Source organism: bacterium (genome assembly GCA_024226335.1).
Classification (GTDB): Bacteria; Myxococcota_A; UBA9160; order SZUA-336; family SZUA-336; genus JAAELY01.
In genome coordinates, this window is the sequence record JAAELY010000192.1 from 15,275 (window position 1) to 35,699 (window position 20,425).

A 20,425-nucleotide genomic window follows, 5' to 3' on the forward strand; every position below is an offset into this window, starting at 1 on the left:
CACTCGCGCGCAACTGGGGAACAAAAGTTTCCCGGATGTGTAGAGCCGTCGACTTCAGTCCATCGCAATCTGCGTGCAGCGGCGTTTCCAAGACCCCGCCACGACGGAGTTTCACTCCGGCCAGGTAACCGCAGGCTGGAATTGGCCCACTCGTTGCAACTCAGTAATTCGCCTCGGTGGAGTGCCGCCAGGCATGGGGATGAGAGTTGGTCTGATTCCTGTCGTGTCGTGAAATCTATCTAGGGGAAATCAAATGCTGAAGCTCGTAAATCGTTTCATCCGCGAGGATGAGGGAATGGAAATGCTGGAGTGGGCGATCGTCGCCGTCGTGTTCGCCGTTGCGCTCGTGGGTGCGTGGCAGTTCGTGTTCGGACTCGTCAACGGCAAACTCCGCGGGATCACCTTCTAGGAAGTTCCCGAAATTGCACCAACCAGACCAGGAAATGATGACTCTGAATGCTGATACGACTGCGGAGACCGCGCCGACCGCGCGCTACGGGCTCCTTTCGGTGCTCGCAGCAGTGGCTCTGGCCTTCGGTCTCAACTGGTCTGGTCGTGTTGAGCCGCTGCCCGTCTTCGGATGGGCAGCGGCCTTCCTGTGCCTGGTCGTCCAACAAGACGTACTCCGTGGACGGATCCCGAATCTTCTGACGTTTACCGGCATCGCGCTCGCACTCGCTGCGAGCACATGGCTGGGAGGCGTTTCGGGTCTGCTCTCGGGTCTTGCGGGCGCGGGCGTGGCCTTCGGGCTGCTCCTTCCTGCATTTGCAGCACGCATTCTGGGTGCTGGGGATGTCAAAGCCATCATGGCACTGGGCGCTCTCTGGGGCCCCCAGATTGCGTTCTCGCTGCTCGGCTGGATGGTGCTCATCGGCGGCGCGATCGCCCTGCTCGTCGTGGGCATTCGCGGAGGACTCGGCGACATGCTCATGCGTTGGGCCGCGAGCTTTAGCGCATTCCGCGCCACGAACAAGTTTACCTATCTGCCGCCGGCGCCCGGAAGTGCTGCTTCTGGAAGCATGCCGTTCGGCGTTTCGATCGGTCTGTCTGTCATAGCTTTCAACATCTGGGGGACCCCATGGGCCTGAACTCCCGCATGAAAAGAGAAGAAGGCGCTGCGATGCTCGAGATGGTCATCGTGCTCCCGCTACTCATGCTTCTTCTGTTCGGAATCCTCGAGATGGGACTCGCATTCGCCCGCTTCCAGGTGGTCTCGAATGCCGCGCGTGAAGGCGCGCGCGAGGCGAGTCTGTATCGAATCAACTGCGATGCTGGAACGGTGACCGGTGAGGTCAATACCGTCATCGCACGTTATGGCACCCAGTTTGGCATGACGCCCGGGAGCCTCTCGACGACCGTGACCGGAGCCTGTAGCGCCGGTGAGAGCACGGTTCGCGTCACATACACCAATAGTTTCATTGCACTGCCGAGCATCGGCGGGATTCCCAACTCGGTGAATCTCGTCGGCGAATCGGTGATGCGAAACGAAGTCTGAACAACTCCTGATCAATAAGAGGGTAGAGATGAAGAATCAACGCGCAATCCTGTTTCTCGGAGTCGCCGCACTGTGCGGTGTGCTGGCGGTCATTCTGACCCGCAGCTGGCTGCACGCGCAGATGCCTGGTGAAATTGCGGGAGTACAGACAATTCCGGTAGTCGTTGCCGCAGTGGGCCTGCCCGCCGGTGTCGAACTCGCCGCGCGCCAGGTCGATGTGGTCGACTGGCCCAAGGACAATCTTCCTCCTGGTACGCTGAGCGCACCTCACGCCGTGAACTCGCGCGTGCTGCGCCGAGCTCTGATCGAAGGCGAGCCGGTGCTCGAGTCGGCGCTTCTGCCGGTCGGGTCGGATGCTGGACTGACACCGCTGATTTCCGAAAATCACCGAGCCATGTCGGTCAAGGTCGATGCCGTAGTCGGTGTCGCAGGCTTCATCAAGCCCGGTTCGCACGTCGATGTGCTGGCGACGGTCCGACGTGTGGACTTCCACAAGCCGGTTCCCGAGTCGCACATCATCTTGCAGGACCTTCGCGTACTCGCGATTGATCAGACCCTCGAGAAGGCGGATCGCGGCAAGGCGGAAATCGTCAGTGTCGTGACGCTGGAGGTCGACCCGAATGAATCGCAGAAGCTGGCTTACGCGGTGGCCAATGGCACGCTGCAGCTCGCATTGAGGAATCCGGCCGACGATGCATCGGTGCGGACGAATAGCGTCACGGTGCGCGATCTCGTGAATCGCGGCACGCGGCGATCGGGCAACAGCGTAGAGACCGTTCGCGGCTCTTCGCGCTCGAAGGATTCGCTGTGATTCGCGGCTACAGAAATCAACTCTCATCTGATGAAGGTGGAACGATGATTCGAGAATACACACATAGTCAGGGCAGCATCAGCATGAGCAGCTCTCTTGCACATGCGGGCCGGGCGCTGGGTTACCTGGCCCTGCTTACCGCAATCGGGCTCTTCAGTGCGCCCTTCGCTTCGGCTCAGGTCGACCTGACGCCGAATAATGACGGAACTGTCGTGGTGGAGGGTGCAAAGAGCGGTGACGATATGCACCAGCGGCTCGAGCTGGAACGCGGCAAGACCGTAGTGCTCAAGCCGAGTTTCGCCGTCAAGCGCGTGGCCGTCGGCGATCCGAAGGTCGCGGATTTCGTGATGCACGGCTCCCGCGAAGTACAGATCGTGGGCAAGTCCGTGGGTGATACGAACATGATCATCTGGGACCGTCAGGGACGCATCCAGTCCGCTATCGACGTCCACGTCGGTGCGGTCCAGGCCCAGGTGGTGCGCGAGATCCAGCGCGTGCTGGGCAATAGTGACGTGAGTGTGGACATGGCCGGTGAGTCGATCGTCCTTCGCGGTACCGTCGCGAGTATCTCGGCCAGCGAGCAGGCGGAAGAGGTGGCATCCGCTTTCTTCGCGAAGAGCTCGAACGACGCTACGACTGACCCCGGTGCGAAGACCAACACTGTCGATACCGAACCACAGGTCATCAACATGCTGTCGGTCGGCGGAAATCATCAGGTGATGCTCGAGGTCAAGATCGCTGAAGTGTCCCGCACCCTGAAGAAGAACATGGGTGCGAACTTTCGAGCGTTCTCCAATGGAAGTTCCAGCACGGGTGATTTCACCGTGTTCTCTTTCCTGGATGCCCTGACGAGCCTGAATGGAACGACGGGACTGTCGACGGTCGGAGACAGCATCACGCTTGCAGGAACTCTCCTGAAAGGCGACTTCCGAGGCGACCTGTTCCTCGAGGCGCTGCAAGTCGAAGGACTGGGCAAGATCCTCGCCGAGCCGACTCTGGTTGCGCGCAGTGGTGAGATGGCCAACTTCCTGGTCGGTGGTGAGATTCCGATCCCAGTCGTCCAGGGCGGCACGGGTGTGAACAATGTGACGGTGATCTTCAAGCGGTTTGGTGTGAACGTAGAGTTCACGCCCACCGTGCTGTCGCCGGATCGCATCCATCTGCTGATAGCTCCTGAGGTCAGTGAGCCTGACTTCAACTTCGGTACGACGGTCAGCGGTACCACGGTGCCCGCCTTCCGTACTCGCCGCGCCTCGACTGGCGTAGAGCTGGCGGACGGACAGTCGTTCGCAATCGCGGGCCTTCTTCGCGAAGACATTACGACCATGGTCAACAAGATCCCCGGTCTGGGTGAGGTTCCGATCCTCGGCTCGCTGTTCCGCAGTCAGGCCTTCGAGAAGAGCCAGACCGAGCTGATGTTGATCGTGACTCCGCGCCTGGTGAAGCCGCTAGGCCCGGGCCGGATTGCGCTTCCGACAGATCACTACATCGATCCCACCGACTACGAGTTCTATGTCCTGGGCCAGATCGAGGGACGGCATCCGATGACGGATCCGAACGCACCGACGACCTCGAGCATCTTCAAGAATGACGCGCCCGTTTCCGAAGCGGGCGGACTGATCGGCGACTTCGGCTACCGCGTTGCGGTTCCGGCGCCGAATGGAGGCGAGTAATGAAGCGCACGAATCTGGCACTGGCTCTGCTGCTGGCATCTGCTCTCAGCATGGGGTGCTACAGCGGAAACATGGTTCGAAAGGGCAACGTCGAACTCCACATGGGTCTCTCGCAGCGGGAAGCCGTTCAGCGGATGATCGCGGATCCGACTGCCGGTGAGCGAAATACACGCCCGGTCAGCGGGATCGATGCTCCGACCGCAGCGGGTGTGATGGACAACTATCACCGCAACGAGAGGGCCGAGACCCAGGACAAGAAGGTCCGGGATCGCAGCCTCCGCAGCAACCGATAAGACAGGAGAAGCCGTAACAATGTCAGGCCTGGCCATACTGCTCTACGTAGAAGATCCCGCCTTCCGTTCTCGGATGGAAGAGCGTCTTGTGGGATCTGGGCGGGTACAGTTCGTCGAAAAGCCCGAGGGAATTGCTCAGCTGGTCAAGCAGCTCGGTACGATTCGCTTCGACGCGATCTACGTCGAGCTGGGCGAGAAGCCGTTGGAGCTTCTCGAGTTGCTGGAACGGCTCCCCGAGCCAAGGCCTGCATTGCTTCTCGGTGGTTCCAGAGACGACTCCGAAGCGCTAGTTCGCGCAATGCGCCTGCGCCCGGAGGCGTTCATCGCCGATCGCGAGATTGATGAACTGGACGGGATTCTCGAGGAACTGGAGAAGAGCTGCTCGGGTCTTCAGGAAGCTCACGGCGTGATTGCCGTGACGGGAGCCAAGGGCGGGGTCGGCACCACACTGCTCGCATGCGAGCTGGCCGCTGGCCTGCAGAATATCGGCGATCGCGTCGCCGTCGTTGACCTCGGACTCTATCAGGGTGATGTCGGCATCTACTTCGACCTCACTCCACCCTACAATCTGGCCGATGTCGCGCGCAAAGGCGACAACCTGGATGGGGATTTCCTGCGTCGTGTTTCGTCGGAGCACAAGACCGGCCTCTCGATCATCTCCGCACCCCAGCAGTATGAAGACGCCGCGCTTATCGAGCCTGCGCACATCGAACGCATGATTCGCTATTTGCGGCGCGAGTACGACTGGGTCGTGCTCGATATTCCACAGGAGTGGAGCGACGTCTCGCTCAAAGCGCTCGATCTGGCCGACATGATCTTGCTGGTCACTTCGCTGGAGGTTCCCGCGCTGACACACGCTCGAGAGCGTCTCAAGCTCTTGCAGCGACTCGGTGCAGATGAAGAGCAGATTCGCGTCATCGTCAATCGCGGTGACAACGCGCGCCTGGGTGGAGCGGAATTTGCAAAGGTTCTGGGCCGAAAGCCCGACGCCAACGTGCCAAGCGCCTACGAAGTGGCTCTGGCCGGGATCAATGAAGGAAGACTGGTCCGAGAAGTCGCGCCGGGCAGCCCGCTGGACGTATCGCTCCAGCGTCTTGCTGGCTACGTCTACGAGTGGTTCAACCTCGGTCAGATCGAGATCGAGCGTTCCAAGTCCTTCGTGCGCCGCATTGGCACGCGATTCACAAATTTCAGAGACACCGTAAAGGGGTTGACCAATGGCACTGTTGAATAAGCTCTTCGGGGAAGCGGTTGAGCCGCAGATCGCGCTGGTTCCGGCACCGGAACCCGTCCAGACGCTCGATCAGACAAAGGACGAAACGGAGCACCAGGAACTGAAGTCCCGCGTGCACAATCAGCTCTTCGACTACATCGACCTGACCCAGGTGGGGTGTGTGAGTGAGGACAGGGTTGCAGGCGAGATCGCCATGGTTACGCGCAAGATCCTCGCGGACGAGAAGACTCCGCTGACTCGAGAAGAGATGGAGCAGGTCGTCGAGGAGATCCAGCACGAGGTCTTCGGTCTAGGACCGCTCGAGCCGCTTCTACAGGATCCGACGATCAGCGACATTCTGGTCAACGGATTCGATCGTATCTATGTGGAACGGTGCGGAAAGCTCGAAAAGGTATGTGCTCGATTCAAGGACGATGAGCACCTGATGCGCATCATCGACAAGATCACTTCGGGAGTGGGGCGTCGCATCGACGAACTCACTCCGCATGTCGATGCCCGCCTTCCCGACGGTTCGCGAGTCCACGCGATCATTCCGCCGGTAGCTCTCGATGGTCCGAAACTCTCGATTCGGCGTTTCGCCGTCGATCCGCTCACGCACGAGGACCTGGTGGGTTTCGGAACGCTGACGGAGGGTGCCGTTGACCTGCTCAGGGCGATTGTCGGATCACGGCTCAATGTCTTGATCTCGGGCGGCACGGGTGCCGGAAAGACGACGCTGCTCAATGTGCTCTCCGGCTTCATTCCGGACAACGAGCGCGTTGTGACGATCGAGGACTCGGCGGAGCTTCAGTTGAAGCAGGAGCACGTCGTACGCCTGGAAACCCGCCCGGCCAACGTCGAAGGACGGGGCGCGATTGCTGCTCGTGATCTGGTGATCAACTCGCTGCGTATGCGACCGGATCGAATCATCGTCGGTGAGGTGCGCGGATCGGAAGCGCTCGACATGCTTCAGGCCATGAACACGGGCCACGATGGCTCGCTCACCACGATCCACGCGAACTCTGCGCGCGACGCCATTACGCGTATCGAGACCATGGTCGCCATGACCGGTCTCGACGTTCCGCAGCGGATCGCACGGCAACAGATTGCCTCGGCCATTCAGGTGGTCGCCCAGGTCACGCGCTTGAGCGACGGTTCGCGACGGCTGGAAAGCCTGATGGAGATCACCGGAATGGAGGGCGATGTCGTCTCGATGTCCGAGATCCTGCGCTTCGAGCGCGAGGGAATCGGTCCCGACGGCAAGATCATCGGCAAGTTGGTGCCGACGGGAATTCGGCCCCAATTCTGCAAGCAGATCCGCGAGGCGGGCAAGGAACTGCCCCAGTCGATATTCAATAACCCGATTAGTGGGACGGCACTCTGATGCACAAGCTGGAACCTATCGTTTATGTCCTCGTCTTTCTGACGCTGGTCATGCTGCTCGAGGGCCTCTACCTGCTATTCTTCGGTAGCAAGCGTCAGCGGAACAAGGAGGCGAGCGAGCGCCTGCGTCGCTTCGCAAACCACTTGCCAGCCGGAGATCTCAGCGAAGAAGGTCGCACGATCATGGTCGACCGCGGTACTTCGGACGGACCGAGTCGCGTGCCTTTCAAGGACAAGCTCGAACTCTTCCTGTATCGCGCCGGAATGCCATTGAGCATGCGCATGTATCTCCTGCTTACCGCTCTTCTGGGCGGCGGTGGGTTTGCAGTCGGGTTCTTGATCTTGCGCGATCCGATTCGCGGCCTTGCATTGAGCGGTCTCGGTATTCTGCCGACTGTCTTTATCGCGGTACGCCGACGTCGCCGAATGGCAGCCTTTGACAAGCAGCTTCCGGAAGCGATGGAGTTGCTCTGCCGCTGCCTTCGCTCTGGACACAGCATGCGTTCGGGATTTCACCTGGTGGGCGAGGAGTTGCCGGACCCGATGGGTACCGAATTCGCTCGGGTCGCCGAAGAAGTTGCCTTTGGTATGGATCTGAGGGATGCGCTGCACAATCTGGCGCATCGCATCGACCATCCAGATATGCCGTTCTTCATCAATGCGGTGATGATTCAACGAGAAACGGGCGGAAATCTGGCGGGAATCCTGGAGAGCATCGCGACCATGATCCGCGAACGGTTGCGCTTCTTCGCCAAGGTCAAGAGCTTGCTGGCTCAGATCAATATGACGGCGAACGCACTCGCGGTCATTCCGATCGTGATGGTCTTCGCGGTAAGCGGAGTCAATCCAGACTATATGGCCCCGCTCTTTGAGACACCGGCCGGTCACACGATGATCGGTATCTGCGTATTCCTCGTGACCGCAGGCTGGCTCATGTGCCGTCGCCTCGGCGTTGTCAAGTACTAGTCGGGAGAAGCTGAAATGCTGCCTATTCTGTCACTCGTATTCCTAACATTCATGTGTGTCGCTCTCGGAATTCTGACGATGACCGAGAAGACGCCGGCGCTCAGTCGTCTTCTGCGCTTGCACGATGCCTCGGGGGTGGACATCGCGCGAGATCCTGAAGAGATGAGCGAACGGCGGGACCTTCGCGAGGGCCTCGCGGCCCTCGCGACTCAGTTTGCAGGCAAGGCAGGGCGCCCGGACGGCAAGGGCTACGGAAGCGTCCGCCTACGCCTGATTCAGGCGGGTTACCGCCGACCCTCCGCTCTGTCCGTGTACATGGGCAGTCGCGTGGCGCTGACACTGTTTCTCGGCACGATCGTTCTGACCACGCCGCTTACCTGGGGCATGGAGAACCTTCATATGTTTGGCGCACTCGCCGGGGCTGCAGGGCTGGGATTCGTGCTGCCCGGAATGTTCGTCGACCAGCAGCGTCGTCGCCGTCAGCGGGACATCCAGCGCGGTCTGCCTGATGTGATCGATCTGATGGTCGTCTGTCTGGAGGCCGGACTCGGCCTTTCTGCCGCTCTCTTGCGTGTGGCCACTGAGTTCGCCCAGAGCAATCCGACGATCGCTTCGGAATTCCGGCTCGTCGTGCTCGAGACGCAGGCCGGCAAGAGCAATTCGCATGCACTTCGCGGACTCGCAGAACGCACGGGAGTTGCCGATATCAGTTCGTTTGTCGCCATGCTGATCCAGACGGAACGGTTCGGCACGGATCTCGCAGATACCTTCCGTGTCCACTCGGAGGCCATGCGTCACGCAAGGCTCCTGGCTGCCGAGGAGCTGGCGCAGAAGGCGCCTGTGAAGATGTTGGTGCCTGCGGCGTGTTTCATCTTCCCGGCGACCCTGATCGTGACCATCGGACCCGGAATCATGCAGATCATGAAGGCCTTTGAATAGGCCAAAAACGAACCTGGAGACCATATGCTGAAGTTCAGTTCTTCCACTCGGATCACGCAGCGCTGCGTTGCTCTTGGCCTGCTGATCTTCAGTGCCGAACTTGCCGGTTGCGCATCGTTCAATTCGGCTGAAGTGGTCAATGGCTTCCCCGCCGCTTTGGAGCGCCAGCAGGCGCTTGAGGCGGCGAGAGCGGCGGAGCCCGCCCAACCGGAGGTGGGCTTCGAAGAACTGATGGCACAGGCCGATCAGCGGCGCGATCAGAACAAGGTCTCGGAAGCTGCACTGCTCTATATTCGCGCGCTGGGCCTGGAGCCGGGAAGTAGCGCTCCCCGCCAACGCCTGGCGTTCATGCATCTCGAGAACGATCCGGCGCACGCGCAGATGATCTTCGAGCAACTTCTTGAAAGCGATCCGAACTCGGCAGATGCCTACACCGGACTGGGTCTGGCCCAGATGGTGTTGGGCGATGTAGAGCCTGCTCGCGATTCTCTTGAAAGTGCAATCTCACTCGGCGCGACGACGGGCCGACCGGCCGCGGCGCTCGGCGTAATCTACGATCGACTCGGAGAGTTCAGCGTAGCGCAGGGGCACTACCGTCAGGCGCTCGAACTCGAGCCGGGCAATGCAGATACTCTCAATAACCTCGGCACCTCACAGATGCTCGACGGTGAGTTCGGTGCAGCGGTCGGTAGCTTTGAACGCGCACTGCGTCGTCGTCCAGGGGATTTCGCGTTCCTGAACAATCTGGGTCTGGCCCACGGTCGACTCGGCCAGTATGCCCAGGCAAGAGACGCCTTCGAAAAGGCGGATACGGACGCAGCGATCAACAATCTGGGTTATGTGCTCTCGATGAACGGGGAGTTCGCACAGGCGATCGAGCACTACGAGCAGGCTCTGCTTTCGGGAAGAGGGGATCGCCTCACGGTTCTTCAGAACCTGCACGCAGCCCAGCTTGAACTCTACGGAAAGTGGGAACCCACTCCGGAACCGGCTCCGGTCGCGGTCCCCAAGAAGCCGAAGACCAAAGTGTCCGTGGCAAAACCCAGAGCAAAGCGCGACGCAGCCTTGGATGAGCGTCTGTGGCTGCAGTAGGCGGGAATAGAAGCATGAAGAGTACACGTCGCGAAGAAGGCTCGGTGTTCATCTGGGTCGTGGCCAGCATTCTGGTGATTGTCGGTTTTGCCTCGATCGCCATCGACTCTGGACAGATCTACGTAGCGCGCACCCAACTGGCGAGTGCATCGGATGCGGGAGCCCTCGCTGGCATGCAGGTGTTGCGAGCGGGCGGTACCATGCTCGATGCGCGCGCGGCCGCGGTGCGCGTTGCGGAGAGGAACCGAGTGCTCAATGGCGGTGTGCAACTGGCCTCCAGTGACGTCGTAATGGGCGATTACGACTACGTGGGCCGCGTATTTACACCCGGGGGAATCACTCTGGCGCCGGCCCTGCAGGTGACCGCGCGTCGCACCGCCGGTTCGGGTGCCGGGCGGCTTCCGCTGGCGCTGGGGTCGGCGATCGGATCCGATAACGCAGATGTCCTCGCGCGTTCCGTTGCGAGTGTGGGCTGTCGAGAGATCGTCCTGGTACAGGACGTGACGATTTCCTTTACGGAAGAGATCGCCGACGCGCGGGAAGCCCTTCACGCATTCGTCGACGTCATGGCATCCAACACTCTTCCAGGAGACAGGCTCGGTCTGGTGATCTTCGCGGCCGAGAGCCGAACTCTGGCGCCACTCAGTCCTTTCCCACAGTCGCGATCAGAACTGGATGCCTTGATCGACTCCGATGTCATTCACTGCGAAGGAAAACAGGCAAACGTGGCTCAGATCTTTCCCGGTGAGCACAAGAAGAGCTGCGATGGAACAGATCAGGCCATGGGTATCAACGAGGCGCGCGAACTCTTTGCCAATAACGACTCGACCTGTGGTGGAGAGCGTTCGATCGTGATCGTTAGTGACGGAGTGCCTTGCCCGACCTTTGGCAATGGGGGGCACGCACCGGGCGGAACCGAAGCGGGCGTCATCGCGGCTGCGGGCGCCGCCGAGGCAGAAGGCCTGTCGATCACCCCGATCATGCTCTACGATCTGGGAGCGGACTCAACCCAATGCAAGCAAATCCCGGGCATGGGAGCTCTCAAGTTCAATAACTCGATGGCGCGTGGCTGGGGTCGACCCTTGGATACGCCCGACGAGGAGGAACTGGTCGGCTTGCTGCGCTCGGTTCTGGATCAGATCCCGGTCCGTCTGGTCGAGTGATCAGAGCGGCTCGTTCTCTTCCTTCAAGCGGATCTGGCCGAAGTTCTGCGGGTGCTTGCCTTTGATGTCCGTGTAGAACTTCCGGATCTCGTCCATGTCGACCTTGACGTCGCCGGTCAGCCGGAGCTCGGGCCCAAAGCCTCCACGGCGACGTTCGAAATCCAGGAAACCCAGGACGACCGGAACATCTGCTGCTCGGGCAATCTGATAGAAACCGGACTTCCAGTACTCCGCTGGGCTGCGGGTCGCTTCGGCCGGCACGATCAGGATGAGTTCATCGCGCTCCGCGTACGCATCGGCCATCTGCTCGACCATGTTCGCGCGCCGATCCCGTCGAATCGGAATTGCGCCCAGTTTCGGCAGGAGCCAGGCTAGAGGCCCGCGAAACAGGCTGTGCTTCATCATGACCGAGAAGTCCAGGCCGTGAAGCCAACCCAGCGCCACCAGGTAGACAAAATCCCAGTTCGACGTGTGAGGCGCTGCGATCATCACGTACTTGGCCGTCGCGGGTGGTGATCCTTCGGACGCCCATCCCCTGGAGGCCAGCATCAGCCTTGCGATCGTTCTCTTCATTCGGCCTACAGCATACTCTGGATTCTCGGGACATGCATGCAAGCAGGATGCAGAAGATTCCAGGAACGTCGTTCGCGAGCGAAAGACGCCGCGCGTCAACGCGAGTGGGCCTTTCCCCGACCTGCTAGAGTAGCGGGTCCGAAACTCCTCGGAGGGAAGAAATGTCTGCGCTCTCGAACCCGGTGATGCGCGTGCTTTGCGCGTCCGCAATCGCCGCCTTTCTGGCCCTGGGCGGTCTTCCGGTATCGGCTCAGGCCGCGGATCAGATCACATTGAAGAAGGGGCTGTGGAATTTTGAAACGACTTCGGTGATGTCGATGATGCCGGAGCCGAAGACCGGCCGCTCCAGCGAATGCATAAAAGATGACCGATTTGATCCACTTGCTGAAATGACCAAGGGTGGGGACTGCAAGATTCAAGAGCGTTCCCGGAGCGGCCAGACGCTGAAGTGGAAGATGCTGTGCTCCAACGCCATGGGTGGCCCTCCGATGGAAGGCAGTGGCGAGATGACCTCGACCGGAGATTCGGTCACCGGAAAGATGGTGAGCCGCATCGACATGGCCGGTTCTCCCATCGAGATTGATATCACCTGGAAGGGCCGTTTCGCCGGACCGTGCAAGTAGCCGGCAAGTACGCAACTAACGATACTGAAGACTGCATCGGATCGTGAAGTTTGGCGTTTCCCGATGGCTCGGGTTCGCGTAAACTGGACTTTGTGTTGCAGGGGTTGGTGAGTCCGGTTTGACTCGAGTTGCGTGTGCCCTTCTCGTTTTGCAGTTGCTACAGGTTCATCCTGGTGCTCGTTCTTCTGATGGAGGTCGCACCAGATGCAGCGCGTGCGCAACTCGCTTCCGTGGGGCAGGTAGACGTCGTTCCCTATGAGGTCTCCAGCGGACCCATGTCCAATCCAGACGACACCGAGCAAGTCGTGTTCCACGAGCGGATCGAGGTCGAGGGTGCCGACTGGATCCGCATCCGTTTTTCGAACGTCTCTCTGGTTGAAGACGGGAGGCTCGAAATTGCCGGTGCCAGCGGACAGGTGCAAGTGATTCGCGCCGCCGATGTGCCAGCGGACGGTCGGATCCTATCGGCGATGTGGGGCGCCGGGGTACTGGATCTGAGCCTGGTTCTGGAGCCGGGAGGCGTAAGCGCGGGGATCGCGACAGAAGAGTTGCATGTCGGTAGCCAGGGGGGGGCCACCCCTGCTTCCGCGCGCGATCTGTGGAACGAGCGACGATCGCATTCTCGTTCAAACCCCGGCCCCCTGCATCGTACGCATGATCGGAGCTGACGGTCGCTGGGCCACGGGTTTCATGATTTCCGACAATCAACTGGTGACGGCCGGGCATGTCGCGATTGCGTTGGATTATCCATGGTCGATCCACGCCAATGTCCCTCCGTCCGTGGGCGGGGTCGTCGCCATGCCCTTGCCGGAGGATCAATTCCTCGTTTCTGACGCGAACCAGGCGCAAGTCGTATTGGGCAGCCCGTTCCTGGCGGGGCACGACTGGGCCATTGCGACCGTAGAAGGAAATGGCGTGCGCAATCCGGGGGAGAACTGTCTCGCACAGTATTCCTGCGGTTTCGATGCGAATGATGCGGGACGTGTCGTGACGGTATCGGGTTTCGGTCTCGACGACGAACCCGAACGCAATGGTGTCTTGCAGTCGGACACAGGGCCGAGCGTCGGAGGTGGCGTGAATGCCTATGACGTCCGCTATCAGCTGGACACGCGTGAAAGTAACAGCGGTTCGCCCATCATCGACGAAACGGGGCTGATCGTCGGCGTTCATGCGTTCGGAAATTGCGGAGGCACCGACACTATTCCGCTCGGAGACAACGGAGGGAGCCTGTTCTCGAACCCAGGGTTTCTGCAAGCCCTGGAAGACGTCGCGGGAAAGGTGGTCTGCGATGGAGCGTCAGGGCTCGCGGTGCCTGTGCCCGTTCAGTCGAGGCCCTGGAGGAATCTGCTCGTTGCTTCTCTGCTCGCGTTGTCGCTCGCGTTTCAATCCATCAGCCCCAGGTCCATCTCGCCGCCGTTGTACAAATCGACGATCTCCGATTCGGACAGAACACCCCGCCAGATCGCCATGGAGTGAATTCCTCCGGCGTATGGCGAGTAGGCCGATGTCGTGAGCCCGAGCATGACGGTTCGCGGACTGGCACTCGGCGATCCGGATTGTGCCTGTACGGCATGTCCGGTAACCTGCACGCCGTTCACGAATACCGTCACTACGCCCGCTTCACTGCGAAGCACGATATTGGACCAGTGTCCGGGAGTGATTCCAGCGCTGAATCGACCGTCGTAGAACTTCCGTCCGTCAAGAGAGTGAATCCTCAGATTTACCGGAGAACCCGGCTCATCCCCCGCATAATCGAGTGAGATTCTGTCTCCAGGTCCGTAGGGATTGGCCAGTTCGAATACTCCCATTCGCAACCCCAGATGCGATGGGCGCATCCAGACCGAAATCGTCCACTCGTCGATGATGCCGATCTGTTGGTTCGGCAGACTCTTGAAGTATCGCCCTCGGCCATCGAACTCGGCATAGGTGCCGTCGGCGTCGGTTCGGATCTCATTGGATGTCATCAGGAATGCGTTCGCGCCGACGTCGATCGCGAATCTTCCGTGGTTCCCGTAGTCGCGTCCGTAGGCATTTGCGTCGTGCCCAAGGCGCCACCAGTGCAATGGCTGAAGTCCAGAAACCTCGTCTGCGGGTGGGACAACGGGATCGGTCGGGTCAGCAGGAACATCGGGTTCAGCGGGCACGTCAGGCTCTGCGGGCAGGTCGAGTACGCGCAGATTGACATCGAAGTCCTTGAAGCCGTCGTTGTAGAGTTGCAGGGCGTCGTCAGCGCTGAGTTCGGTGTTCCAGAGAGTGACCGAGTGCACGCTTCCGGGGAATCCATGGCTTCCATCAGGTGCGCCGCCGAGCGTCATGCGCAGGGGCGTTTGATCCATATGTCCAGCCACCAGCAAGGTGTCCTCCGCGATCAGGATACCGTTGGCGAAGATCCGCAATCGGATGCCGTCGGTAACGACGAGGAGATGTGTCCAGGCGCCCGACTGCAGGCCGCCGGTGCCACGGACGTCGAACAGGAGCTGGCCAGAAGATGCGTGGGCCGTGAGTGTGATCGGTGTATCGGGTTCATTTGCGTGCACCGAAAGAGTGATCGAGTTGGCGAGGTTCGTGGAGCTGGTCTGGATGTGGATGATGTCCATCTGTCGATTCAATGCGCTCGGCCGGACCCAGGCCGCGAGGCTCCAGGTACCCCATAGGCCGAACAATTGATTCTCCGGACTGTGCATCCGTTCGGAAACGCCGTCGAAGTCCACGTAGGAGCCATCGGCTGCCGTGCCAATGTCTGTGTCGGAGATTCCGATCATCTCAGCGCCCGCGTTGATCAGATTCTGAGCGTGGCCGAAGTCTCGGCCCGGAAACCCCGCGTCATCGCCGAGACGCCAGTGATGCAAGAGTGCGGTATCTGGATCGGCGCTCGAAACGGGTACTCCAGGATCGGGTACTGGTTCGGGATTCGGCTGCGGCAGCGGGTCTGGGGCGGGAACTGCGGGGGGCTCTTCGACTGGCGGGTCTGCGTTTTGCACAACGAGCCGGTTTGAGAAATCCGATTCGATCTGCTGCCCGTCCACGACAGAGTACGCGGTCATCTCGACGTCGTAATTGATGCCTTCATCCACCATGAACCAGTTGAGAGCCGTCGACCCGGACTTCACCATGGGTATACCCACATCGATGCCGACAAGGTCCCGAACATCGTCGCGAACGAAGTAGAAGCGATATCCTTCGACATTGGGGTCTCCGGATAACCTGGACATGACCATGAGACGCCGCTCCCCGGCTTGGGTGGGCTCCAGGAATCCTACTTCTCGCTCAGCCGCGTGCGCGATGTTTGCGAACATCAGCAAGGTCACCGCAAGAGCAAGGCCGCGAAGCGGAACGGTGTCATGGAGGTGGAAGAATGACAGTCTCTGGGGGAGGTATGGGCTACTCATTTCGAGGTGTTCTTCGGTACCCTCTAAATGCATCTCGTGATGACAATCACGTCAGGAGCGCCTGCACATGAGTTGCCGGTCGGCATATCCCTTTCGATGAAGGGAGTGAGCGGCAACGCAGCCTGCTAGACTTCTGCGCCGTGCCAAGAAATCCACTCACCCGCACTCAGGAGGCCCTCAGAAGGCGATTTTCGAGGAATTCGGCCCCGAGACGGGCCATGCGTCAGGTGGCCCGGGTCCGCAAGAGACTGCGCCATCTCTACCGCAGTCCCGTGGCCCGGTTGCTCTCGCGGGTCCTACCGGCTTCGGTCATGAGCGATCGGCGCTTTTTCGCTCTCTGGGAACGGCGCGGGTATCACGCAATTCCCGTGCACTTCTACTCGCCGATTCCCGAGCCCCACACACTCGTCGAACGGCTCTGGGAGACCGAGTCAGAGACCGTGGGGATCGATTGGAATGATGCCGGCCAACTCCGACTACTTGCGGATATTCAGTCCGGATACAAACGCGAATACGATCAGTTCCCGACCGAGCGACTCGACGATCCCTATCGCTTCAGCTTGGCGAACGGCAGCTTTGGACGTGTCGATGCAGAGATGCTCTACGGCATGGTGCGCCACATCAAGCCAAAGCATTTCGTCGAGATTGGTTCAGGGCACTCGACTCTGCTCGCTGCGCAAGCATTGCTGCGAAACGAGAAGGACGGCCAACCCGGCGAGTTGGTGGCGATTGAACCATTTCCCGACGCGCGTCTGCGGAATGGCTTCCCAGGCCTTTCTCGCGTGATCCCCAAGCCGGTGCAGGAGGTCGGATTCGACGAGTTCGAAAGCCTTGAAGCAGGAGATATCCTGTTCATCGATTCCAGCCATGTACTCAAGACAGGCAGCGATGTCCAATACGAATTCCTGGAGATCTTGCCGCGTCTTCGGCCAGGTGTGTTGGTCCACGTGCACGACATCTTCCTTCCCGCAGAGTATCCAAGGGAATGGGTTCTGGGGATGCATCGCTTCTGGAACGAACAGTACATCCTCCAGGCTTTTCTGAGCCTGAATTCGTCGTTCGAGGTGCTCTGGGGCGCTCACTACATGTCGCTGCACTATCGGGATGAACTGCGGGCCGCCTTCCGGATCGGAGGATCTGAGCCTCCAGATGCCAGTGGGGGGAGTTTCTGGATTCGGCGCGTCCGCTGACCGACGTCCGGCAGACTGCTAGACTCGAAAACGAATGCAAAGCGCGAATTCCAAGCCGAAGTGGCAATTCAACGTGGACCTCGTTGGCGGCTGCAACCTGCGCTGCCCGTCATGCCCAGTTGGAAACCAGCCCGAAGTCAAACAGCCACGTGGCTTCATGAAGCCTGAGATGCTCGATCGCATCGTGAGCAAAGCGAAGCTCGAATGCGATGGAAGAGTCGACTTCGCGCTGTACAACTGGACCGAGCCTTTCTTGCATCCGCACCTCGCAGAGATGATTCAGGTCATCAACTCCCATGGCCTGACGGCGGGCATCAGCTCGAATTTCAACATCATGAAGAATATCGATGCCGTCATGGAGGCGAATCCGCGCTACCTGAAGATGTCGGTTTCGGGCTTCAACCAGCAGAGCTACGGGATCACGCATCGCAAAGGTGACATCGAACTGGTCAAACAGAACATGAAACGGGTCGCTGAAGCGAAACTGCGCGCACGCGCGAGCACTCGCCTGGCCGTTCCTTTTCACCGCTACCTGGGCAATCACGAAGAAGAAGTCCAGATGTCTGCCTACGCGCAATCACTGGGATTTGAGTTCGATCCGGCCTGGGCGTATCTGATGCCGCTCGAGAAGGTCCTGGCCTTGGCCGACCCCGATGCAACCGATGTGAAGCTCACCGACGAAGATCGTGAAGTGGTTGCTCGTCTCGCTCTGCCGCTGGACAAGGCACTCGAGGTCGTGCGCGACGTAGACGAAGAGCACTGCAAGTTGCGGGATCAGCAGATGGCAATCAACTGCGAAGGCGGGGTGATGCTTTGCTGCACGGTCTATGATCCGAGAAAGTACACGCTCGGCTCCTATCTGGATATTCCGCTTGCGGAGTTGCAGGCGCTCAAGAAGGATCACGAGCAATGCAAGAGCTGTATGGAGAACGGTTTGCACGTTCTGTTCACATACGCCTCGACGAAACTCGATGAGATCGCGCTCGAGAACGTTGCCCGCCACTATCCCGAGGCCCACCTTCAATCGATGTCGGAGCGGCACCGAAGACGCCCGCGCGGAATCCGCGCCTGGCCGCGCAAACTGCGCCGACAGTGGGGCAAGTTTCGCGCACCCCCGAACTAGAGAAGAGGCCGTTCTCTGCTCTTCCGGTTGCGACGTTGTGCGATCGCCTTGGAAAGTAGATCGACGGCTTGATCTGCTTCACGGCAGATGCGGGTCATCGTGATGAATCCGTGCGGTAGCGTCGGGTAGTGGCGGTGCTGGGTAACGACACCGGCCTTGCGTAGCTTCTCGACGTAGGCGAGCCCTTCGTCCCGCAGTACATCGAAGCCGGCGGTCAAGACCAGAGCGGGCGCCAGGTCGGTCAGATCTTCTTGAACAAGGGGTGAGATCATCGGGTGAGTTCGGTCCGCGGAATTGGGTACATACATCTCGATCGAATCGTCCATCAATTGTTTGGTCAGTCCGTAATCGCTGGCGAAGGATCGATAGGATTCAGTGTCTGTGTTTGAAAGGTCGACGACCGGGTAGATCAGGACCTGGAAGCCGATGTACCCAGCACCCTCCCTGTGATCCGCTAGACTGGCGGCAGCTGCGAGGTTGCCACCGGCACTATCACCGGCAACGGTCAGGGGCGCTTCGATTCCTCCAAGCGCTCCAGCGTTCGAGCGGGCCCAGGAAATAGCGCAACGCACGTCATTGATGGCGGCGGGGAAGGGATGCTCGGGAGCCATTCGGTAATCGACAGAAATCACGATGGCCTGCGACCTCAACGCGATTGATCGGGTCAATGCATCGGTCGTTTCGATGCTTCCCAAGATCCACGCACCACCGTGCAAGTAGATGACGACGGGAAAAGGGCCGGTTCCCCGGGGTGTGTAGATGCGAACCGGAATTTCTCCGCCCGGCCCGGGAATCAGACGGTTTTCGATGCGGCCTTCGAAATCGACGGGTCGAGCGGCGATTCCGCCGAATCGCTCAAAGCCTTCTCGCATGCGCTGGAGGGATTCGAGTGTCTGCCAGAGTGCCCGGCGCTGCTCGTCTGACTGCGATCGGGTAAACATCGCCGCGAGTGCGAACGCGATGCCGAATACCGGTTTGATGGGCCCGTACGGGGTACGCGTGCTGCGCCAGAACCAGACCACCAGGGCGAGTGCGGGGACGGTCAGAAGCACGTAGAGCATGCGCCAAGTGTATCAGTTCGAATCAGCTGATATACAGAGCCTTCGCAGGAAGTCGGCCGTCTTCTGGCGTCTCGCGATGTCCGCACCGGCGTCGCTCGAAATGATTTCGACGGTACGCGCGTTGCGGAATCGGTACAGGTCGCAGGACAAAGAAGGCCGGGATCGAAATCCGATCCCGGCCTTCTGAATCTGGCGACTGCGAGGCGCTAGGCGCGGCGTCCGCGAGCCACGAGAAGCAACGCACTCAGACCCAGGAGGAGGGAGAGTGCGGGCTCGGGCGTGGTGATCTCACGGACCAACTTTACCTGAACCGCCTGCTCGAAGTCCGCGAAGCTATTGACCTGCTCGAGGAACGATCCCGAACCGCCGATCACGTTGGCAAGATAGAACAGGTCGACGTTAGGCTCCTCGTTGAGGATGACCAGGCCGTTGATCGCGTCGATCCCTGAACCCAGGGCCGCGTCGCGAGCCGCGCTGGTCGAGGCAGCGGGTCCCTCGATGCCGTAGCCATCGTTGGTCGCTCCGTCTCCAGAGACATCGATCACTTTGCGGACACCTTCGTAGCCGTTTCCAGCGAACTGAGCAGCGCCAAAGTCGATCGCTTCGCCGACCGCGGTCTGTCCGAAGAAGGTTCCCGGCTGGATCGCGATCCAGTTGCCAAAGGAGTTCGCGCTCATCTGACTGTTGATCAGCGTCCATTCCTGGCCACCAGCATTCTTGATGATCTTCTGTTGCCCAGCACCCGACCAGTAGACGAACTGCACGGCAATTGCACCGATGCGACCACCAGATGTGTCGAGGATGGAATCAATAACTGCCTGGCTGCGAATCGCGTTCGCATATCCAGTTCGCTGTAGATCGAATTCAGTCGAATCTACACTTCCGGATACGTCGACGAGGAGCTGAAGCTCGACGTCAACTGCGATCGCACTTGCTTCAGAAGCCAAGCCGAGACAAAAAACAACTGCAATTGCGGCGAACAGCCGCGATAGAATCCGCATACGCATTTCCTTCCCAAAAAAGGCGTTGAGCGTATATATCGTCGGGTTTCGACTACAAAAGTGGCGCACGTTCAGAAGCGAATGCGCGCAAGCTGCGCATGGGCCCTGGTGAGGGAAAGGCGTTGCTGTCACGAGTTCGAGATGGTTATTGCGCGCACGCCGCACATCATCTGCGCTCTAGTGCGTGCACAAGAACTGCGCGCTCATGAGCGCGCCGCGAACAGGAGACGCGAGGAATCCGGCAATCGAGCGTACCCAGAGCCGAAGATTGTTGATCGGGTTTCCGGAAGTGCAGCCTAGGGAATCTCTGCACAGGGAGGAATCGAGCGAGAAGCGGGAGTCGCCGCCTGAGCAAGAAGGGTGATCCGATCGCAGATCCGTAGATCTGCAGAGGGTCGCGCGACGCAGCGCAGGCGGATGCATCGCGCTTCGCAGCC

Annotated in this window: 21 protein-coding genes; 17 read left to right on the forward strand and 4 right to left on the reverse strand. The window is 60.0% G+C overall.

Annotated elements, in window-relative coordinates:
• Positions 1–253 precede the first annotated feature (253 nt).
• Genes GY725_09780 through GY725_09835 form a run of 12 tightly spaced genes read left to right on the forward strand, consistent with a single transcriptional unit; the run spans position 254 to position 11,028 of the window.
• Positions 254–409, forward strand: a complete 156-nt coding sequence (locus tag GY725_09780) for a hypothetical protein (protein MCP4004471.1) — start codon at positions 254–256, stop codon at positions 407–409.
• A gap of 13 nt (positions 410–422) precedes the next feature.
• The gene (locus GY725_09785; GenBank protein ID MCP4004472.1) at positions 423–1,088 is read left to right on the forward strand and encodes a prepilin peptidase; all 666 of its coding nucleotides are present in this window, start codon (positions 423–425) and stop codon (positions 1,086–1,088) included.
• Complete coding sequence (locus GY725_09790; protein ID MCP4004473.1) at positions 1,079–1,495, forward strand: pilus assembly protein; 417 nt, start codon at positions 1,079–1,081, stop codon at positions 1,493–1,495. The genes GY725_09785 and GY725_09790 overlap by 10 nt, the downstream gene beginning before the upstream one ends.
• 28 nt (positions 1,496–1,523) lie before the next feature.
• Positions 1,524–2,306 carry a Flp pilus assembly protein CpaB gene (gene cpaB, locus GY725_09795; GenBank protein ID MCP4004474.1) on the forward strand — a complete coding sequence of 261 codons (783 nt, stop codon included), beginning with the start codon at positions 1,524–1,526 and terminating at the stop codon, positions 2,304–2,306.
• Positions 2,307–2,350: 44 nt separating this feature from the next.
• The gene (locus GY725_09800) at positions 2,351–3,979 is read left to right on the forward strand and encodes a type II and III secretion system protein family protein (protein ID MCP4004475.1); all 1,629 of its coding nucleotides are present in this window, start codon (positions 2,351–2,353) and stop codon (positions 3,977–3,979) included.
• Complete coding sequence (locus tag GY725_09805) at positions 3,979–4,272, forward strand: hypothetical protein (protein ID MCP4004476.1); 294 nt, start codon at positions 3,979–3,981, stop codon at positions 4,270–4,272. Before GY725_09800 ends, GY725_09805 begins: the two co-directional genes overlap by 1 nt.
• Before the next feature lie 19 nt (positions 4,273–4,291).
• Positions 4,292–5,506, forward strand: a complete 1,215-nt coding sequence (locus tag GY725_09810) for an AAA family ATPase (GenBank protein ID MCP4004477.1) — start codon at positions 4,292–4,294, stop codon at positions 5,504–5,506.
• A complete protein-coding gene (locus tag GY725_09815) occupies positions 5,490–6,869 on the forward strand; it encodes a CpaF family protein (GenBank protein MCP4004478.1) in 1,380 nt (459 codons plus the stop codon). The genes GY725_09810 and GY725_09815 overlap by 17 nt, the downstream gene beginning before the upstream one ends.
• Positions 6,869–7,834, forward strand: a complete 966-nt coding sequence (locus tag GY725_09820) for a hypothetical protein (protein ID MCP4004479.1) — start codon at positions 6,869–6,871, stop codon at positions 7,832–7,834. The genes GY725_09815 and GY725_09820 overlap by 1 nt, the downstream gene beginning before the upstream one ends.
• A 15-nt stretch (positions 7,835–7,849) precedes the next feature.
• Positions 7,850–8,773: a type II secretion system F family protein gene (locus tag GY725_09825; protein MCP4004480.1), complete on the forward strand. Its 924-nt coding sequence runs from the start codon at positions 7,850–7,852 to the stop codon at positions 8,771–8,773.
• 24 nt (positions 8,774–8,797) lie between these two features.
• A complete protein-coding gene (locus tag GY725_09830; GenBank protein ID MCP4004481.1) occupies positions 8,798–9,865 on the forward strand; it encodes a tetratricopeptide repeat protein in 1,068 nt (355 codons plus the stop codon).
• Positions 9,866–9,879: 14 nt separating this feature from the next.
• Positions 9,880–11,028: a hypothetical protein gene (locus tag GY725_09835; protein MCP4004482.1), complete on the forward strand. Its 1,149-nt coding sequence runs from the start codon at positions 9,880–9,882 to the stop codon at positions 11,026–11,028.
• Here the strand turns inward: GY725_09835 and GY725_09840 are convergent, their stop codons facing one another.
• The gene (locus tag GY725_09840) at positions 11,029–11,601 is read right to left on the reverse strand and encodes an acyltransferase (GenBank protein MCP4004483.1); all 573 of its coding nucleotides are present in this window, start codon (positions 11,599–11,601) and stop codon (positions 11,029–11,031) included.
• A gap of 161 nt (positions 11,602–11,762) precedes the next feature.
• Between GY725_09840 and GY725_09845 the strand changes: the two genes are divergently transcribed.
• The 3 genes from GY725_09845 (at position 11,763) to GY725_09855 (ending at position 13,700) form a co-directional block, all read left to right on the forward strand.
• A complete protein-coding gene (locus GY725_09845; GenBank protein MCP4004484.1) occupies positions 11,763–12,224 on the forward strand; it encodes a DUF3617 family protein in 462 nt (153 codons plus the stop codon).
• A 134-nt stretch (positions 12,225–12,358) separates the two neighbouring features.
• Positions 12,359–12,892 carry a hypothetical protein gene (locus GY725_09850; protein MCP4004485.1) on the forward strand — a complete coding sequence of 178 codons (534 nt, stop codon included), beginning with the start codon at positions 12,359–12,361 and terminating at the stop codon, positions 12,890–12,892.
• Positions 12,879–13,700 (forward strand): S1 family peptidase, encoded by an 822-nt coding sequence (locus tag GY725_09855; protein MCP4004486.1) that lies wholly within the window; start codon positions 12,879–12,881, stop codon positions 13,698–13,700. Before GY725_09850 ends, GY725_09855 begins: the two co-directional genes overlap by 14 nt.
• On the opposite strand, the gene GY725_09860 is transcribed toward GY725_09855, so the two are convergent.
• On the reverse strand, positions 13,607–15,613 hold the full coding sequence (locus tag GY725_09860) for a LamG domain-containing protein (GenBank protein MCP4004487.1): 2,007 nt from the start codon (positions 15,611–15,613) through the stop codon (positions 13,607–13,609). The genes GY725_09855 and GY725_09860 overlap by 94 nt on opposite strands.
• A gap of 311 nt (positions 15,614–15,924) precedes the next feature.
• On the opposite strand from GY725_09860, the gene GY725_09865 reads away from it, so the two are divergent.
• Complete coding sequence (locus tag GY725_09865; GenBank protein MCP4004488.1) at positions 15,925–16,803, forward strand: class I SAM-dependent methyltransferase; 879 nt, start codon at positions 15,925–15,927, stop codon at positions 16,801–16,803.
• 34 nt (positions 16,804–16,837) lie between these two features.
• The gene (locus tag GY725_09870; GenBank protein MCP4004489.1) at positions 16,838–17,926 is read left to right on the forward strand and encodes a radical SAM protein; all 1,089 of its coding nucleotides are present in this window, start codon (positions 16,838–16,840) and stop codon (positions 17,924–17,926) included.
• Here the strand turns inward: GY725_09870 and GY725_09875 are convergent.
• Both GY725_09875 and GY725_09880 read right to left on the reverse strand, forming a co-directional pair.
• Positions 17,923–18,987, reverse strand: a complete 1,065-nt coding sequence (locus GY725_09875) for an alpha/beta hydrolase (protein MCP4004490.1) — start codon at positions 18,985–18,987, stop codon at positions 17,923–17,925. The two genes, GY725_09870 and GY725_09875, sit on opposite strands and share 4 nt — an antisense overlap.
• Before the next feature lie 206 nt (positions 18,988–19,193).
• The gene (locus tag GY725_09880) at positions 19,194–19,988 is read right to left on the reverse strand and encodes a DUF1194 domain-containing protein (GenBank protein ID MCP4004491.1); all 795 of its coding nucleotides are present in this window, start codon (positions 19,986–19,988) and stop codon (positions 19,194–19,196) included.
• Positions 19,989–20,425: the final 437 nt, after the last annotated feature.

What these genes read in the sequence shown, in the direction of transcription:
- GY725_09780 (MCP4004471.1), top strand. Translation starts at nt 254, where the DNA reads ATGCTGAAGCTCGTAAATCGTTTCATCCGCGAGGATGAGGGAATGGAA.
- GY725_09790 (MCP4004473.1), top strand. Translation starts at nt 1,079, where the DNA reads ATGGGCCTGAACTCCCGCATGAAAAGAGAAGAAGGCGCTGCGATGCTC.
- cpaB (MCP4004474.1), top strand. Translation starts at nt 1,524, where the DNA reads ATGAAGAATCAACGCGCAATCCTGTTTCTCGGAGTCGCCGCACTGTGC.
- GY725_09800 (MCP4004475.1), top strand. Translation starts at nt 2,351, where the DNA reads ATGATTCGAGAATACACACATAGTCAGGGCAGCATCAGCATGAGCAGC.
- GY725_09805 (MCP4004476.1), top strand. Translation starts at nt 3,979, where the DNA reads ATGAAGCGCACGAATCTGGCACTGGCTCTGCTGCTGGCATCTGCTCTC.
- GY725_09810 (MCP4004477.1), top strand. Translation starts at nt 4,292, where the DNA reads ATGTCAGGCCTGGCCATACTGCTCTACGTAGAAGATCCCGCCTTCCGT.
- GY725_09815 (MCP4004478.1), top strand. Translation starts at nt 5,490, where the DNA reads ATGGCACTGTTGAATAAGCTCTTCGGGGAAGCGGTTGAGCCGCAGATC.
- GY725_09820 (MCP4004479.1), top strand. Translation starts at nt 6,869, where the DNA reads ATGCACAAGCTGGAACCTATCGTTTATGTCCTCGTCTTTCTGACGCTG.
- GY725_09825 (MCP4004480.1), top strand. Translation starts at nt 7,850, where the DNA reads ATGCTGCCTATTCTGTCACTCGTATTCCTAACATTCATGTGTGTCGCT.
- GY725_09830 (MCP4004481.1), top strand. Translation starts at nt 8,798, where the DNA reads ATGCTGAAGTTCAGTTCTTCCACTCGGATCACGCAGCGCTGCGTTGCT.
- GY725_09835 (MCP4004482.1), top strand. Translation starts at nt 9,880, where the DNA reads ATGAAGAGTACACGTCGCGAAGAAGGCTCGGTGTTCATCTGGGTCGTG.
- GY725_09840 (MCP4004483.1), bottom strand. Translation starts at nt 11,601, where the DNA reads ATGAAGAGAACGATCGCAAGGCTGATGCTGGCCTCCAGGGGATGGGCG.
- GY725_09845 (MCP4004484.1), top strand. Translation starts at nt 11,763, where the DNA reads ATGTCTGCGCTCTCGAACCCGGTGATGCGCGTGCTTTGCGCGTCCGCA.
- GY725_09855 (MCP4004486.1), top strand. Translation starts at nt 12,879, where the DNA reads ATGATCGGAGCTGACGGTCGCTGGGCCACGGGTTTCATGATTTCCGAC.
- GY725_09860 (MCP4004487.1), bottom strand. Translation starts at nt 15,613, where the DNA reads ATGAGTAGCCCATACCTCCCCCAGAGACTGTCATTCTTCCACCTCCAT.
- GY725_09865 (MCP4004488.1), top strand. Translation starts at nt 15,925, where the DNA reads ATGAGCGATCGGCGCTTTTTCGCTCTCTGGGAACGGCGCGGGTATCAC.
- GY725_09870 (MCP4004489.1), top strand. Translation starts at nt 16,838, where the DNA reads ATGCAAAGCGCGAATTCCAAGCCGAAGTGGCAATTCAACGTGGACCTC.
- GY725_09875 (MCP4004490.1), bottom strand. Translation starts at nt 18,987, where the DNA reads ATGCTCTACGTGCTTCTGACCGTCCCCGCACTCGCCCTGGTGGTCTGG.
- GY725_09880 (MCP4004491.1), bottom strand. Translation starts at nt 19,988, where the DNA reads ATGCGGATTCTATCGCGGCTGTTCGCCGCAATTGCAGTTGTTTTTTGT.